We start from the raw sequence: 17115 nt of genomic DNA, 5'->3' as shown, positions 1-17115 counted from the left end.
AGGCCGCGATGCCCCGACATCCCGATGGCACCGATGGGTTCGTCCCCGCGGACGCCCCGGCGGAGGTACGGCCGGTGTGGACCACCTTCCGAAGCCAGGTGGTCAGGGCGCCCGAGGCGACCGCGCTGATCATCGGCGGGGTCTCGCTGACGTACCGCGAACTCGACCATGCCTCGGCCGGTCTTGCGCGGCTGCTGTGGCAGCACGGACTGCGGCCAGGACGGGTCGTCTGCGTCCGGACGCAGCAGAGCGCCCTGTCCGTGGTCGCCATGCTCGCCGCGCTGCGTGTGGGTGCCGCCTGGGCGGTCCTGGAACCGGACCTGCCCGTCGGGAGGTTCGAGGCGCTGTGCCGGGACGTCGACTGCGCGGTGGTGCTGAGCGAGGGCGGCGACGCCGTGCCGGCCTCCGTACTCTCGGCGATGCCCGCTCCGCCGACGGTCGTGGCCGCGGCGGACCTCCGTCTGACTCGGCTCGTCGAGGCGGGCCAGGAACTGCTTGCCGACCCGTACCCACCGGTCCCTGAGCAGAGCCCCGCCTACGTCGCCTACACCTCGGGATCCACCGGTGTGCCCAAAGGCGTGATGGTCAGCCGGGGCCAGCTCGCGGCGTCCATCAGCTGCCGGGGGCCGGTGTACGGCACCGAGCACTCCGTCTTCCTGATCGCGCTGCGGCTGTCCTTCGACGGGATTCTCGGCGGAATGTTCTGGTCGCTCACCGGCGGCCACACGCTGGTACTCCCCGACCCCCGACAGCTCGCGCGGGTGGCGGAGTTCACCCGGCTGGCCAGGGAACACCGTGTGACACACCTGTTCAACATTCCCTCCTACTACCGGGCCGTGCTCCAGGATCCCGCCGGCCTGCCCGACACCCTGCGGGTGGTGGTCGTGGGGGGTGAGGCGTGCACCCCCGGGTTGGTGGGCGCGCACCACGAGCGACTGCCGCGGACCCGGATCGTCAACGAGTACGGGCCCACCGAGACGACCATCGCCTGCACGGTGGAGACCGATCCGGACCCGACCCGGGAACGTGTCCCCATCGGACGGCCCTGGCCGGGGACACAGACCCTGGTACTGGACGAGCGGCTGCGTGAGGTCCCGGCCGGGGAGCGGGGCGAACTCTACGTCGGCGGCCCCCTCGTGGCACTCGGCTACGCGAACCAGCCGGCCCGTACGGCCGAGCGATTCGTCGCGGACCCGTACGGGCGGCCGGGCGGGCGCCTCTACCGCACCGGGGACATCGCCAGCGTCGACGAGCGGGGCGCGCTGCACTACCACGGCAGAACGGACGACCAGGCCAAGATCCGCGGTGTGCGGATCGAACTCGGCGAGATCGAGAGCGTGCTGGAACGCCATCCGGGTGTGGAGCAGGCCGTGGTGCTCTGCGAACGTGCCGGACAGGACGAGCCGCAGGTGATCGCCTTCGTACTACCGGCACCCGGCAGCGGGCCGCCGGACGCCTCGGAGCTGCGCGAACACTGCCGGGGCCGACTGATGGAGCAGGCCACACCGACCCTGTTCGTACCGGTCGACCACATGCCGCTCGACCGCAGCACCAAGGTGGACCGGGCCACGCTCCGCACGCTCGTCCCGACGGACCGGCAAGCCTCCGGAGGCACCGCGGGCGGGGACTGGAGCGGGCACCGGCTCGCCGTCCGCCGGATCTGGGCGGAGGTCCTCGGGCACTCCGGCTCGGGCCCGGACGACAACTTCTTCGCCGTCGGGGGGAGTTCGATCAAGGTCGTCGACCTGCACGACAGGCTGGACAGGCGATGGCCCGGGGCGCTGCGGGTGGGCGAGCTGTTCGACTACATCACCATCGCCACCCAGGCCCAGCGCATCGCCGACCGCCTGGGCGAGCGCGCGCAAGGCGAGGAACACGCCCCGCCGGCCACCTACGAGCTCTGACACGCGTGAACGGAGAGGTGACATGAGCGGTACGGGCGTGACACCCCGCAGACCGGCCGTCGCGGTGATCGGCATCGCCACGAGATTCCCGCAGGCGGATTCCCTCACCGCCTTCCGGGCGAACCTGCGGGCGGGGAGGGACTCGGTGCGCCCGATCCCTCCGGAACGGATCCGGAGCACCGGGCTCGATCCCCGCCACGACTATCCGGAACAGGGCTACCTCGACCGCATCGACCTCTTCGACCACGAGCACTTCGGGATGTCCCGTCGCGAGGCGGAGGTGACCGACCCGCAGCACCGGCTGGCACTCCAGCTCACCCACGAGGCGCTGGAGAACGCCGGATACGCCCCGTCCGGGCTCAGGGACAGCCGGACAGCGGTGATCTTCAGCTCGCCGAGCAACGGCTACGCACCTCTGGTGCGCGAGCACGGAACCCTCGGCATGACCGGAAACATTCCCTGTGCCCTGCCCGCCAGGATCTCCCACCTCTTCGGTTTCACCGGCCCCTGCTACGGCGTGGACACCGGCTGCAACGGCTCACTCGTCGCCGTTCACCAGGCATGCCGTGAACTCGGCGACGACGACGCGGACTACGCCGTCGTGGGCGGGGTGCAGCTGCGCCACATCGTGCAGCCGGCGGCCGCGGTGGCCGACTTCCCCGGCATCGCCTCGCCCACCGCCCGGTCCCGCGCGTTCGACCGTGCGGCGGACGGTGCGGGCGCCGGCGAGGGCGGTGGGGTGGTGCTCCTCACCACGCTGGAACGGGCGCTGGCGGAGGGCTCGTTCATCCACGCCGTGATCCGCGGCAGCGCCGTGGTGCACAACGGCCGGCACTCCGCGACCATCAGTACCCCGAGTGCCCGCTCGCAGGCCCAGGTCATCACCAAGGCGTGGCGCAACGCCTCGCTGGACCCGGCGACCGCCGGATACATCGAGACGCACGGTTCGGGCACCCGGCTCGGCGACGCGGTCGAAGCCGAGGGCCTGGCCCTCGCCCGCCCCGACGGCGACCGTACGGTGAAGGTGGGCTCGGTCAAGACCAACATCGGGCACCTGGACCACGCGGCGGGGATCGCAGGGCTGGTCAAGGCGGTCCTCAGCGTGCACCACGGCGAGCTGTACCCCTCGCTGCACTTCGAGGAGCCCGCCGACGAGGTCGACCTGGAAGGCGCCCGCCTCGAGGTCGTCACCTCGCTCGAGCGGTGGGACGACGAGACGCGCCGGGCGGGCGTGAGCTCGTTCAGCCTCGGCGGCGTCAACGCGCACTGCGTGGTCGAGCGGCCCCCGGCGACCGCCCCGGTACGCCCCGCCGTCAGCACCCCGCAGCTGGTCGCGGTCTCCGCCCGCAGCCGGGCGGACCTGCTCGCCCAGTGCGAGCGGCTGTCGCTCGGACTGCGCCACACCGCACACCCGCTGGCCGACGTCGCGCGCACGCTGAACGAGGGCAGGGACCACGACGCCCACCGTGCGTCGGTGGTCGCCCGGGACACCTTCGAGCTCGCGGCCCGCCTGGCCGCCGAGGTCACCTGGCGTCGGCTCGAGGCGGGGGAGGCGGCCGAGGCGGCTGCCCCCGGTGCCATGGCTGCCCCTCGGGTGGTCTTCCTGCTCTCCGCGGACGCCATACCCGACGAGCCGAGCGATCAGGTGGCGGACGGGTTGCCGGACGAGTTGCCCGCACCGGCCGACCGCGCCGCGATGGTCGGCGGCCAGCTCGCGACGTACCGGCGGCTGGTCCGGGCCGGCGTCTCGCCGGACGGGTTGATGAGTTCGGGGCTCTCCCGCTACACCGCCCGGTACCTGCGGGGCGATCTCAGCGCCGAGGACACCGCCGCTCTGCGGCGAGCCCGCAGCGGGCAGGACCCCGCGGTGGCGGGCGACCCGCTGCGGGTGGAGCAGCTCCACGCGGCGGCGGACGAGCAACTCTCCGAGGGCCCCGTGGTGTTCGTGGAGCTGGCGTCCCGTGGCGAGATCAGCGATCGGTTGACGGCCCATCTCCACGACCGCGCGGACGCCCGCGTGTTCCGCCTGCGGCCCGGTCCCGCCGACGCCGCCGTCCTGGAGCTGCTGGGCCGGTTGTACGAGGAGGGCGTCGACCTGGACTGGTCCGCGCTGCGGGCCGACCCGTCGGCGGGCCGGATTCCGCTGCCGGGACATCCGTTCACCGGCGTTCGCTGCTGGGCCAGGCCACTGGGTGAGGTGCTCTCCTTCGACGACCTCCAACGGCCCACCGCTCCGGCTCCGGCACCGGCACCGGCCCCCGAGGAGCCGGTCCGCGCACCCGGCGAGCAACGGACCGAAGCATCCGGGACCGTACTGAACTGGCTGCGGGGCACCCTCGTCGAACTGCTGCACGCCGATGAGGTTGCGGCCGACGCGGACTACTTCTCCATCGGTGGCAACTCCGTCATCGCGCTCCAGCTCGTGGAGCGGGTACGGGCGGGGCACGGGGTCCGGCTCAAGCTGGCGGACATCTACGACCACCCCGTCGTCAGCTCGCTGGCGGAGGCCATTCACGACCGGGTGCCGCACGCGCCCGGGCCGGAATCGCCGAGCGCCGTCGGCGCGCCGACGGCCCCGGTGGTTCCCGATGTGCCCGACGCCGAGTTGCCGCCGATCGTCCCGGGCGGCGAGCCGGTGCTGTCGTACGGGCAGGAGCGCATGTGGTTCCACCATCAGCTCGACCCGACGACCACGCTCTACAACCTCCCCGGCGCCTCCCGCTACCGCGGCCCCCTGGACGTCGAGAAGTTCAGGCTCGCCTGGGAGGACCTGGCGCGGCGCCACGAGGTGCTGCGGTCCAATCTCGTCGAGGCCGATGGCAGGCCCGAGCTGGTGATCCGGCCAGAACTGGGCGACTTCTTCACGTACCTGGACGTCTCGGGCGAGGACGCTCCGGACACCGCGGCGGGTGCGGTCGTCACCGCCGCCATGCGCTGGGTCTTCGACATCGCCGGCGAACCGCTGGTACGGGTGACCGTCGTGCGGCTCGGCGACGACGACCACATCGTCTGCTGGTGCATGCACCACGCGGTGAACGACGGCTGGGCTCCGGAGATCCAGATGCAGGACCTGCTGGAGTTCTACACGGCCCGCCTGGAGAACCGTGCCCCAAGCCGCGAACCGCTGCCGGTGCAGTACGCGGACTACGCACGTTGGCAGCGCGAGCTGGTGGCCGACTCCCGGCTCGACGGTGAGCTGAGCTACTGGCGCGAACGGCTGAGCGACCCGCCCGCACTGGAGCTGCCCACCGACCGGCCGCGCCCCCGCCGGATGGACTTCACGGGTGCGACCCACGGGTTCACCATCCCGGGCGCACTGGTGCAGCGGCTGCGCGAGGTGGGCGCCCAGGAGACGGCCACTCTGTTCATGGTGCTGCTCACCGCGCTCACAGTGCTGCTCGCACGCTGGTCGGGCCAGCGGGACATCGTCGTCGGCACCTCGACCATCGGTCGTAACCGGCCCGAACTGTGGGGTCTGCTCGGCTTCTTCAACAACACCATCGCGCTGCGCTCCGACCTGTCGGGTGAGCCGAGCTTCCGCGAGCTGCTGTGCCAGGTGCGCGGGGTGGTGCTCGGCGCCCTCGGCCACCAGGAGGTCCCGTTCGACAGGGTCGTGCGCGAGGTCGCCGCCGACCGTGATCCGAGCCGCAACCCGCTCTTCGACGTGATGTACGTGCACCAGACGCTGCCCCCGGCCGCCGCCTTCGGCGAGATCGTCACGGGACCGGCGCACGATCCGGAGATCATCCCGCATTTCCCCGGGCTGCCCCCCGGCACCGCCAAGTTCGACATCTCGATGGTCGTCGGCGAACTGGCGGACGAGGACGACATCGTGGTCATGATGGAGTACGCGACGCGGCTCTTCGACGCCGACACGATCTCCGCCATGTCCGAGGCGTTCCTGGACCTGCTGCACGCCGTCGCGGACAACGAGGACACGCGCTACAGCGACCTCCCCGGCGGACCTCCCCCGGTGGCCGTACCGGTCGCGGACCGCCCGGTCGTCAGCTGCCTCGAACTGCGTGGCGACGTGCGGCTCCCCGCGCTGCGCACGGCGCTGGCGGAACTGGCCGAGCGGCAGGAGGCGACGCGTGCCGGGACCGGCGAAGCCCCGGGGTACGGCTCATCGTCCGGCGACGGCTTCTTCACCACCGCTGACGTCTCCGGCGAGAGCGAGCCCCTCTTCGCGGCCAGGGAGATCGCGCGGAACGAGGCCGCACGCGTACTCGATCCGGCATCGGGTCACCGGCTCCACGCGCTCCTCGCGACGACGGGCCCGGCCCGGCACGTCCTGCTGGTGACCACCCACCAGCAGGCCCACGACGACGGTCGGCCGGAGGCGTTCTTCCGGGATCTGCTCACTCTGTACGGCGCCCGCCCGGACGGACGCCGGGCCGCGCCGCCCGAGCTTCCCACGCTGTCCGGCGAGTACACCGAGCCCGGGACAGGCCCCCGGAGGGAGGACCAACTCGCCTACTGGAGACGGACACTGACGGGACTGCCCGATGGCGCGCCGCCGCTGGACCGGGCCCGGCCCGCCCACGGCACCCGCGCCACCGCCAGCCTCGGGTCCCGGATTCCCGAAGACCTCGCCCATGCGGTGGGCCTTTCCGGGACCAGGGAGAGCGTGCTGGCGGCCCTCGCCGCCCTGCTCGCCCTGCACACGGAGGCGGACGAGGCGCTCATCGGGCTGACCGGCGGCACGGCACTTCCCCTCCCGGCGGCGCGGAGCCTGCCGCTGCGTCTGGATCTGGCCGACGACCCGTCCTTCGAGAAGCTCACCGACCGGGTGCGGCGCGCCATCACCGACGCGGAACAGCATCGGTACGTGCCGTTCGCCGACATCGTGCGCGCGGCCGGACTGCCCCACGAGCCGGGCCGGGCACCGCTGTTCGATGTGACGTACTCCTACCAGGCGCTGCCGGCGGCACTCGGCTCGGCGGCCGGGGTGGAGGCGGCCCCCGTGCGGTGGCCCGGCACGGACGCGGGACGGCTCACGCTGCCGCCCGTCCGCAGCGAGCTGGACCTCTCCTGGTCCGTCGTCGAAGGGCCGGGCCGGGACGAGCTGTCCATCTCGCTGGACTACCGCACCGAGCTCTTCGACCGGTCGAGTGCCCGGGCTCTCCTCGAAGGACTGCTCACGATTCTGCGCGCGGCCACCCGCGCCCCCCGTGCACCGCTGTCCGGCCTGTGGCCCATCAGCACGACGACCACCGCAAGCACACCCGCGAAGCCGGCCACGGCACAGCCCGCGTACACCGACTGACGCGGCTCGGCCGACGAAGGAGACCTGCAACAGTGGGCGATCAGACAGACGTTCAACAGACCGCGGGGACCGTTCCGGCCGGGGCACCGGTGGGCATCGTCGGCGCGGGCACGATGGGTGTCGGTGTGGCGCAGTGCTTCGCCGAAGCCGGCCACCCCGTGGTCGTCGTCGACAACGACCCCGGCGTGCTGGCCTCGGGGCCGGCCCGGCTCCGCGCGGGGATCAGGACGGCCACGCTGGTGCGCCCGGGGTCCCGGCAGGCGCGGGCGGGCGTGCCCGCATCCCGCGTCGACTCCCTCGTGACCTGGTCCGCCGAGCTCGCCGACCTGGCGGACGCTCTCCTGGTGGTGGAGTGCGCCCGGGAGGACGAGGACGTCAAGGAGGGGATCCTCCGCGAGCTGGACCGGATCTGCGGGTCCGAGGCGATCTTCGCGTCCAACACCTCGTGCATCCCGGTCAGCCGCCTCGGGTCCTTCACCGCCCGCCCCGACCGGGTCATCGGCACCCACTTCATGAACCCCGCGCCGCTCAAGGACGCGGTGGAGGTGATCCGCGCGCCGGAGACCAGCGGTCTCACCGTGGAGCGCACGGAGGCGTTCCTCGCCCGCCTCGGAAAGCACGCCCACGTGGTACGTGACGCCCCCGGCTTCGTCACGAACCGGGTGCTGATGCTGACGCTCAACGAGGCGGCCGCCGTGCTGGGCGAGGGAACCGCCGACGCCGAGACCGTGGACCGCATTTTCCAGGACTGCTTCGGTCACCCCATGGGGCCGTTGCGCACGGCCGACCTCATCGGTCTCGACACCATCGCCGACTCGCTGGAGGTGCTGCGCCGGCATACCGGCGAGGACCGCTTCCGGCCCTGCGCCCTGCTGGCCCGTCTCGTCGCCGAGGGCAACGTGGGACGCAAATCGGGCAGTGGCTTCTACCAGTACTCGTCACAGCACCTCACCGCGCCGGGAGGTACGGACCGTGGCTGACCGCCGGGGCGCACCCACCGACACGCCCCGCGCCGGACAGGACGCCTGGCGTGCCGCAGGACACTCCGGTCCGGCGTCCACCGCCCCCGGCGGCCACACCGCCCAGCTAGTGGAGATCCACGGCGACCTGGACCTCACCATGCTGGGCAAGGCGGTCGCCCTGGTCGTGGCCGAGACCACCGCAGGGCGGTCGCGTTTCACCGACGAGGGACCGGACGGACCGCCCGCCCCGGAGATTTTGCCGCTGCCCGTGGTGGACCTGAGCACGGAGACGGACCCGCGGGGCGCCGCCGACGCGTGGACACGCGCGGCGCTCGCACGGGGCGGCGAGGACACCGGCCGGCCCTGGTCCACCCAGGCGTTGCTGCGGCTCGGCCCGGACCACCACCACTGGTTCCACCGACACCACCGGGCCGTCGTCGACCGCTTCGGCTGTGCGCTGATCACCCGTCGGGTCTCCGAGGTGTACACGGCACTGGCCGAGGGCCGCCCGGCTGCCGAGGGCGCCCTGACCACCCGGGCCCAGCCGGCCTCGGCAGCGGCCGGGTACGCCGGATCCGCCGCGCAGAAAGCCGACCGCGCCCACTGGCGCAAGCGGTTCGCCGGCCTCCCCGAGCCGGTGACCTTCGCGTCCGCTCCCGTCCGGGCCGCCGACCGGTTGCGGGCACCGGTGAACTCCCGCCCGGTGACGCTCGGCACCACCGACACCGAACGCCTGCGTACCACGGCCCGCTACGCCGGTGTGCCGGTGCGGGCGGTGCTGTGCGCCGCCGTGGCGGCCTACGCCCATCGGCTGAGCGGCGCCACGGACGTGGTCATCGGCATGCCGATGGACGGTCGGCCGGACCGGGTGAGCAGGCGCGCCCCGGACGCGAGCGAGTACATCGTGCCCCTGCGGCTGACGGTACGGTCCGCCGCCACCTTCGCCGAACTCGTCCAGGACGTCGCCCGGGAGTCGCGTGAGGCGGTCAGGCACCAGCGGCTGGGCCACCGGGAGTTGTGGCGCGAGGCCGGGGCGACGGACGATCGGCCCCGGCTGTTCGGGCCGATCGCCGACATCCGCACCCCCGGGACCCTCGTGCGGTTCGGTGAACTGTCCGTGAGGGTCCACGACCTGGTGCCCGACCCGGTCCACGACATACGCGTCGTACTCGACGACGACCCCGCTGACCCCGCTGACCAGCGGCTGCGGGTCGTCTTCAGCGGTGCGGCGGATCGCTATTCCGCCGCCGAACTCGACGCGCACGCCAGGCGTTTCGGCCGTCTGCTGTCCCTGGCCGTGGCCGGCCCGGGGCACCCGCTGGGCACCTTCCGCCTGCCGGCGGCGGACGAGCGGGCGGCCGTTGCCTCCCGGACGGGCGGCACGGCCTCCGGAGCACCCCGTCGAACGCTCACCGACCTGCTGGAGAGCGCCGCCCGGAGCCACCCGGACGCGGTCGCCGTCACCGGCGCCGACGACCAGCTCACCTACGCGGAACTCCACGAGCGTGCCAACCGGCTGGCCCGGCTCCTGCTGGACCGGGGTGCCGGGCCGGAGTCGGTCGTCGGGCTGCTGCTCCCTCGGTGCGCCGGGACGCTCGTGGCGATGCTCGCGGTACTCAAGACCGGTGCCGCGTACCTGCCGCTCGACCCCGCCTACCCGGCCGAGCGACTCCGTTTCATGGTCGAGGACGCGGAACCCGTCTGTGTGCTGACCGACACCGCCACCGACTCGTACGTCGCGGACGTAGTGAGCCGGTCGACCACGATCATCCGGCTCGACGACCCCGCGATCGCCCGGGAGTTGGAGCACTGCTCACCCACGGCACCGGCCGACGCCGACCGTCCCGAGCCGCTGCGGCCCTCGCATCCCGCCTACGTCATCTACACCTCGGGCTCCACCGGTACGCCCAAGGGGGTCGTGGTGCCGCACCGCGGTGTGGTCGCGCTGGTGGACTGGGCGGCCGCCGGGTTCGGCGCCGGATCGCTGGCACACGTGCTGGCGGCGAGCTCCTTCAGCTTCGACGTGTCGGTGGCCGAGATCTTCCCGGCGCTGGCGGCCGGCGGCAGGGTCGAAGTGGTCGGCAGTCTGCTGTCGTTGCTCGACGGTGACCCGCCGCGCTGGTCGGGCGGTCTGCTGTGCGCCATCCCTTCACTGTTCTCCAAGCTGATGGAGACCGGCGGTCTCGAGGTGTCGGTCAAAACGCTCTCGATGACCGGTGAGGCGCTCCCCGCGACCCTTGCCGCGCGGATCCGGGACATCATGCCCGGCACCCGGGTGCTCAACCTGTACGGGCCCACCGAGGCCACCGTCCATGCCACCGCGGCCACCGTCCACGCCACCGCCTCGGCGGGCGACGGTCCGGTGCCGGAGGGCGCACCGCCCATCGGACGGCCGCTGGGCCACGTACGCGCCTACGTGCTCGACCGCTCTCTGCGCCAGGTGGAGGCCGACCGCCAGGGCGAGCTGTACCTGGCGGGAGACGGCCTTGCCCGGGGATATCTGCGCCGGCCCGGGCTGACCGCGGAGCGTTTCGTCGCCGACCCCTTCGGTCCGCCCGGCGAGCGGATGTACCGGACGGGTGATCGGGCCCGTTGGCGCCCCGACGGGCAGCTCGACTTCCTCGGCCGCGCGGACGCCCAGGTCAAACTCAATGGTTTTCGCATCGAACTCGGCGAGGTGGAGGCGGTGATCGCCCGGCACCCCGCCGTCACCGAGGTCATGGCCTGCGTCCGGAAGGGGACGAGTGGCCACGCCCGGCTCGTGGCCTACCTGGTGTCCGCGGAGGGAGCCCGCCTTCCCGGCGGCCACGCGCTGCGGGACTGGGCGGCCGAGCGGCTGCCGGCGCATCTGGTCCCGGCCGAGCTGAAGGCCGCCTCCGTGCTGCCGCGTACGGGCAGCGGCAAGCTCGACCGCGGGAAACCGCCGACAGGCGTACGGCCGCTGGAGGCCGACCCTCCGCCGGCCTTCGGCCGGCGGGACCCCCATCTGGCTTCGCTCGCCGCCGACGGAGCGCGGGCGGAGCATGTGGCGCGGGTGTTCCGCGAGGTGCTCCGGCTCCCCGAAGTCGCCATGGACGTCAGCTTCTTCGACCTCGGCGGCGACAGCGTCATGTCGATCCAGCTGGTGAGCCGACTGCGTCGGGTGGGTCTTCTCCTCACACCGCAGGACATCATCGAGCACAAGACGGTCAGGGCGCTGGCCTCGGTCGTGCGCGAGACGAACCGTACGAAGAGCCCGGAGACCTCCGCCGCGCCGGCCGAAGCGGCCGCCGAGCCCGCCGGAAGCGTCGGTTCCCTCCGCTCGCCCGGGGCGGGCGACGACACCGCGAGCAGCAGGTGGGGCGGCATCCAGGAGACGTCCGAAAGCGACATAGGAGTCCTGCTGCCGCTTCGGGAGTCGGGCGACAAGGCACCTCTGTTCTGCGTGCACGCGGCGGCGGGCTTCTCCTGGGGCTACGCGGGACTCACCTCGCCGCTCGGCGCCGATCAGCCGGTGTACGGCCTGCAGGCCCGGGGCCTGGACGGCACCGAAGTGCTGCCGGCGTCCCTGCGGGAGATGGCGGCGGACTACCTGGACCATGTCAGGTCCGTCCAGCCCACGGGCCCCTACCACCTCCTCGGCTGGTCCTTCGGGGGGACGGTCGCCCACGAGATGGCGGTGCAGTTGGAGGAGAACCGCGAATCGGTGGAGACGCTGGTGCTTCTGGACGCCTACCCCGCGGGCGCGGGCGTTGCCGGACTCGCGGCCTCGGCCGAGGACGCGAGTCCGGCCGCCGGCCGGGACGCCCTCGCGGCGCTCCTGGAAGAGGGGCTGCCGGCCTCGTTCGACGAGCGGCGGGTCGCCGCGCTGGCCCGGATCTTCACCAACAACGCCCGGGTCGCCGGCCTGCACAGGCCGCGCCCGTTCGGCGGGAACACGGTGATGTTCACCTCCCGGGACCACCCGCCCGAGACCGCGCTCGGCCTGTGGCGCCCACTGATCAAGGGGGCGCTCCAGCTCCTGCCGGTCGACTGCACGCACATGGAGATGGGACGCCCGGCCGCGCTCGGCGAGATCGGCCGCGTCCTCGTCGAACAGTGGGCCGCCGAGGCACCACAGAAGGGGTCGGTGAACGCTCCGTGAGGAACGAGCCGGAGTATGTGGGCTCGCCGGATCACCCGTCGATGCCGCTCACCACGATGCAACACGGGATCTGGTGGGCGCAGCACCTGGCGCCTCCGGTCCGGTACCAACTGGCGAGTGCGTTCGAGATCGCCGGAGACCTCGATCCAGAGCTGTACGAGGCCGCTTTCCGCTTCGCGGTGTCGGAGACCGAGCCGTTCAGGTCGCGGTTCGCCGTCACGGCCTCCGGGGAGCCGAGGCAATGGGCCGGCCCCCTCCCTCCCTGGCACATACCGGTTGTCGACCTCCAGCGGGAACCCGCGCCGATGGCCGCCGCGCTGGACTGGATGCGGGCGGACCTCCCACGCCCGCTCGACCTGGAGAACGGTCCGGTGTTCAGGACCGCGTTCCTGCGCCTCGCCGGGGACCGGGTCTGCTGGTACCTGCTCGTGCACCACCTGGTGGTGGACGGCTTCGGTCTGGCGCTGTTCGCCCGACGACTCGGCGAGATCTACGCGGCGTTGGAGCGCGGCGAGTCCCCGGAGCCCGGCCACCAGGTGCCGTTGGACACCCTGCTCAACGCCGAGCGGGCCTACCGCTCCACGCCCGACTTCGAGGCCGACCGTGAGTTCTGGACGGCGAAGATGGTCGGTTGGCCGGGAGCCGTCCGGCCGGGTGGGTCCGGGGCCGCCGCACCTGGCCGGGACATAGCCGGCCGGACCGGCGTCGGCGGGACGGGCGGGGCACCGGTGCGTGGTGCGTCCCGGATGCCCCAGGACCGGGTGGCCGCCCTCCGCGCACGCGCACGCGAACTCGACCTGCCCTGGACGGTGCTGGCGACCGCCTCCGCCGTCCTGCTGGACCATGCCCGTACCGGCGGGGGCGATGAGGTCGTCGTGGGGTTCCCGGTCGCCGGCCGCACCCCCAGGACGGCGGGCGCCGTGACCGGTGCGGCGTCGAACGTGCTCCCGCTGCGGATACCGGTCGACCTGCGCCGGTCGGCCGCCGAACTGATCCGGACCGTCGGCGAGGCAACCACCCTCGCCCTCCACCACCAGCGCTATCGGTACGAGGACCTCCGCCGTGACCTCGGCTTCACCGGGTCCGTACACGCGCCGTACCAACTGATCGCGAACATCGTCCCGTTCAGCTTCGGCCGCAGTTTCGCCGGGCGGCCGATGACCCTCAGACAGCTCAACACCGGCGCGGTGGAGGACCTCTCCGTCATGATCAGGCCGGAACGCGGCCGGGCCGGCCTGATGGTGGAGGTGCACGCCGAGGCCGGGCGGTACGAGCCCGAGGAGGTCGCCGCCGAGGCCGACCGCTGCGTACGCCTGCTCGACCAGCTGATCGACGAACCCCGACGCCCCGTCGGAGAGCTGGATCTGCTGGCACCGGAAGAGCGCGGGCTGCTCGCACCGCGCATCGGCACACCCGCACCCCACTCGCCCCGTACACTCCCCGAGCTGTTCGAACACTGGGCCGCACGCACCCCGCACGCACCGGCGGTCGGCCAGGGCGACGGGCAGCTCACCTATGCCGAACTCAACAGGCGCGCCAACCGGCTGGCCAGGACGCTGATCCGGCGCGGCGCGGGACCCGGACGCACCGTCGCCGTCCTCTTCCCCCGCTCCGAGGACATGGTCACCGCGATCCTGGCGGTGTCCAAGACCGGCGCGGCCTACCTCCCGCTCGACACGGGATGGCCGCCGGAGCACACGGAGCGGATCCTCGCCGACGCCCGGCCGGTATGCGTTCTCTCCGTGACGGATCCGACGGGAGCCGCCGCGGCGGCGCACGCGGCCGCGACCGCGTCCGCGACGAGCGGCACCGGCTCGCCGGACAGCGACGCCAACCCGACCGACGCGGACCGCACAGGGCCGCTGACGCCCGACCATCCCGCATACGTCATCTACACCTCGGGATCCACCGGCCGCCCCAAGGGCGTGGTGGTCCCGCACCGCGGTCCGGTGGCGCTGTTGCAGGCGGGAGCCGCCGGGTTCGGGTTCGGTCCCGACGACACCTGGGCGATGTTCCACTCCTGTGCCTTCGACTTCTCCGTGTGGGAGATGTGGGGCGCCCTCACGCACGGTGGCCGACTCGTGGTCGTCCCCCGCGAGGTCAGCCGCTCGCCCCGCGCCTTTCTCGACCTGCTGGTGCGGGAGCGCGTGACGGTGCTCAACCAGACGCCCTCCGCCTTCCGGTCGCTGGAGCAGGCGGACGCCGAAGCGCCCGCGCGGGGGCGGGAACTGGCCCTGCGCTGGGTCATCTTCTGTGGTGAGGCGCTCTCCCCGGCCGTCGTGCGTTCCTGGTACGGGCGGCACCAGGACTTCTCGCCCGTCCTGGTCAACATGTACGGCATCACCGAGACCGCGGTCCTCTCGACCCGGCTCGACCTGGACCGCGGCCACGGCACGGCGCGGGTCGTCCCGATCGGCAAGGCCATCGCCGGCACCCGGCTGTACGTGCTGGACAGCCGGCTGCGCCCGGTGCCCCCCGGGGCGGCCGGTGAGCTGTATGTCGCGGGTTCCGGTGTGGCCAGGGGCTATCTGCACCGCCCCGCCCTGACGGCGCAGCGCTTCGTGGCCGACCCGTTCGGCCCCGCCGGGTCCCGGTTGTACCGTTCGGGCGACCTCGTACGCGCCCGTCGGGACGGCTCACTGGAGTACCTCGGCAGGGCGGACGACCAGGTCAAGATCCGTGGCTTCCGGATCGAACCGGCCGAGGTCGAGGCGGCGCTGCTGGCCGCCCCCGGCGTGGCGGGCGGGGCCGTGCTGGCGAGTCCCGGTGTCGTTCCGTACGGTCCGGCCCGCACCGGGGCGGACGGCGGTCAGGGAGCCGACGGGGCCGCACGGTTGGTGGCCTACGTCGTCCCCACCCGGGAGGCGGCGGCGGACGATCCCGGGCCGGCCCATGCCCGGCTGCGGGAATGGCTGCGCGCGCGGCTTCCGGCGCATCTGGTCCCGTCCGTGTTCGTCCCCCTCGACAGGCTGCCGCTCACCCCCAACGGGAAGCTGGACCGGGCGGCGCTCCCTTCCCCCCACGCCCGCGCGCACACGCCGTCACGCGCCCCGGACACGCCGCTGGAAGCCGAACTGGCCGGGCTGTACGCCGGCCTGCTCGCCGTGGCGCGGGTGGGCGCCGACGACGACTTCTTCGACCTCGGGGGCGACAGCCTGCGGGCGACACGGCTGGTCAGCATGGTGCGCCGAGCCGGCCTCGGGGCCCGGGCGGAGCTGGATGTCAGGGACGTCTTCGCCCACCCGACCGTCGCCGGGCTCGCCGCTCATCTGGGCGACACGGATCATCCGGGCGACACCTCCGTGGCATCGGGGGCCCGGCTCGTCCCTCGGCTTCCGTCGGCCGGGGACCGGGGCGCCGAGCCGGTCCCGCTCTCCTTCGGCCAACGGCGCTTCTGGTTCCTGCACAAGCTCGCCGGGCCCGACAGCACCTACAACGTTCCCCTGGTGCTGCGCTGGGACGGCGAGCTCGACCGGGAAGCGCTCCGTGCCGCCCTGGGCGACCTCACGGCCCGGCACGAGCCCCTGCGCACCCTCGTCCAGCAGCGGGACGGCCAGGCGGTCCAGCACATCCTGCCGGTCACGGCAGCGCGCCCGGCACTCACGGTCGAACCCGTCGCCCCGGACCGGCTGCCGGCCGCGTTGAGCGCCGCGGCCGGCCGCCCCTTCCTCCTGGAGAGCGAACTCCCGCTCCGTACGGTCCTTTTCACGACCGAGACCCCGCGCAGGCAGACGTTGCTCCTGCTGCTCCACCACATCGCCTGCGACCGGGCTTCGCTACCGCGGCTGCTGGACGACCTCGGTACCGCGTACCGGGCCCGCGTCACCGGTGACGCCCCTGACTGGCCGCCGTTGCCCACCCAGTACGCCGACTTCACCCTGTGGCAGCGTCGACTGCTCGGCACCGACGGCGAGCCCAGCGCCCTGCGGGCCGCTCAACTCGCCCACTGGAACAAGACCTTGGCCGGTCTGCCGGAACGTATCGCGCTACCCACCGACCGGAGGGAGCAGGCGCCGTCCGGGCGCCCGGCGCACACCGCCGGCGACACGGTCGCTTTCACCGTCCCCGCGGACGTCCACGGACGGCTCCTGGAGGTGGCCGCGGACGAGCAGGCCAGCCTCTTCATGGTGGTGCACGCCGGACTGGCCGCGCTGCTCACCCGCCTCGGCGCGGGTACGGACATCCCGATCGGCACGGCGGTCTCCGACCGTGCGGACGCGGAGCTCGACGGCCTCGTCGGCTTCTTCGTGAACACGCTCGCACTGCGCACCGACACCTCGGGAGAGCCCACCTTCCGTGAGCTGCTCGGCCGGGTCAGGCAGGCCGATCTGGCGGCCTTCGCTCACCAGGACGTGCCCTTCGACCTGGTCGTGGAGGCGCAGGGACCACGGCGGGCGGCGAGCGGGCAGGCCGTGTTCGGCCGAGCCCTGTTCCAGGTGATGTTGGTGCTCACACCCTCCCTTCCCGAAAGGCTGGAGCTACCGGGCGGGTCCGCGACGGTGGACCTGGTCGGCAGCAGCTCCGCCGGGTTCGACCTGACCTTCGGCCTGTTCGAGCGGCGCGACGCCGACGGCACCTGCCGCGGACTCGACGGCGTGGTGGAATACCGGACCGAGCTGTTCGACCGGCCCACCGTCGAGGCCCTCTGCACCCGCTTCACGCTGCTGCTGCGTACGGCCGCCGCCACTCCGGACATCCCGGTCCACGACATCGACCTGTCAGGGCCGAAGGAACGCTGACCGCGGCACGCTCGTGGAAGTGGTCCGCCCGCACGGGGACCGACCGGTCTGGCCCGGTCGCCGAAGCCGCTGATTTCCTGAGGACGGCGGAGCGCACGTCATTCAGTGGACGATTCAGAAT

General features: G+C 73.0%; 5 protein-coding genes. All 5 read left to right on the top strand.

Annotated elements, in window-relative coordinates:
• Positions 1–8: 8 nt before the first annotated feature.
• The 5 genes from ACGFZQ_RS23875 to ACGFZQ_RS23855 are packed head-to-tail and all read left to right on the top strand — an operon-like array spanning position 9 to position 16994.
• A complete protein-coding gene (locus ACGFZQ_RS23875) occupies positions 9–1904 on the top strand; it encodes an amino acid adenylation domain-containing protein (RefSeq protein WP_393841991.1) in 1896 nt (631 codons plus the stop codon).
• Between the two features lie 22 nt (positions 1905–1926).
• Positions 1927–7170, top strand: a complete 5244-nt coding sequence (locus ACGFZQ_RS23870; RefSeq protein ID WP_393841990.1) for a condensation domain-containing protein — start codon at positions 1927–1929, stop codon at positions 7168–7170.
• A 32-nt stretch (positions 7171–7202) separates the two neighbouring features.
• Positions 7203–8150: a 3-hydroxyacyl-CoA dehydrogenase family protein gene (locus ACGFZQ_RS23865; protein ID WP_393841989.1), complete on the top strand. Its 948-nt coding sequence runs from the start codon at positions 7203–7205 to the stop codon at positions 8148–8150.
• Positions 8143–12255: an amino acid adenylation domain-containing protein gene (locus ACGFZQ_RS23860; protein WP_393841988.1), complete on the top strand. Its 4113-nt coding sequence runs from the start codon at positions 8143–8145 to the stop codon at positions 12253–12255. The genes ACGFZQ_RS23865 and ACGFZQ_RS23860 overlap by 8 nt, the downstream gene beginning before the upstream one ends.
• Before the next feature lie 41 nt (positions 12256–12296).
• Complete coding sequence (locus ACGFZQ_RS23855) at positions 12297–16994, top strand: amino acid adenylation domain-containing protein (RefSeq protein ID WP_393841987.1); 4698 nt, start codon at positions 12297–12299, stop codon at positions 16992–16994.
• Positions 16995–17115 lie beyond the last annotated feature (121 nt).

The organism is Streptomyces sp. NPDC048254, assembly GCF_043201895.1.
In the GTDB taxonomy this organism is placed as follows: domain Bacteria; phylum Actinomycetota; class Actinomycetes; order Streptomycetales; family Streptomycetaceae; genus Streptomyces.
Note: the sequence above shows the minus strand (reverse complement) of the source record. Positions and strands in the feature narration are given on the sequence as shown.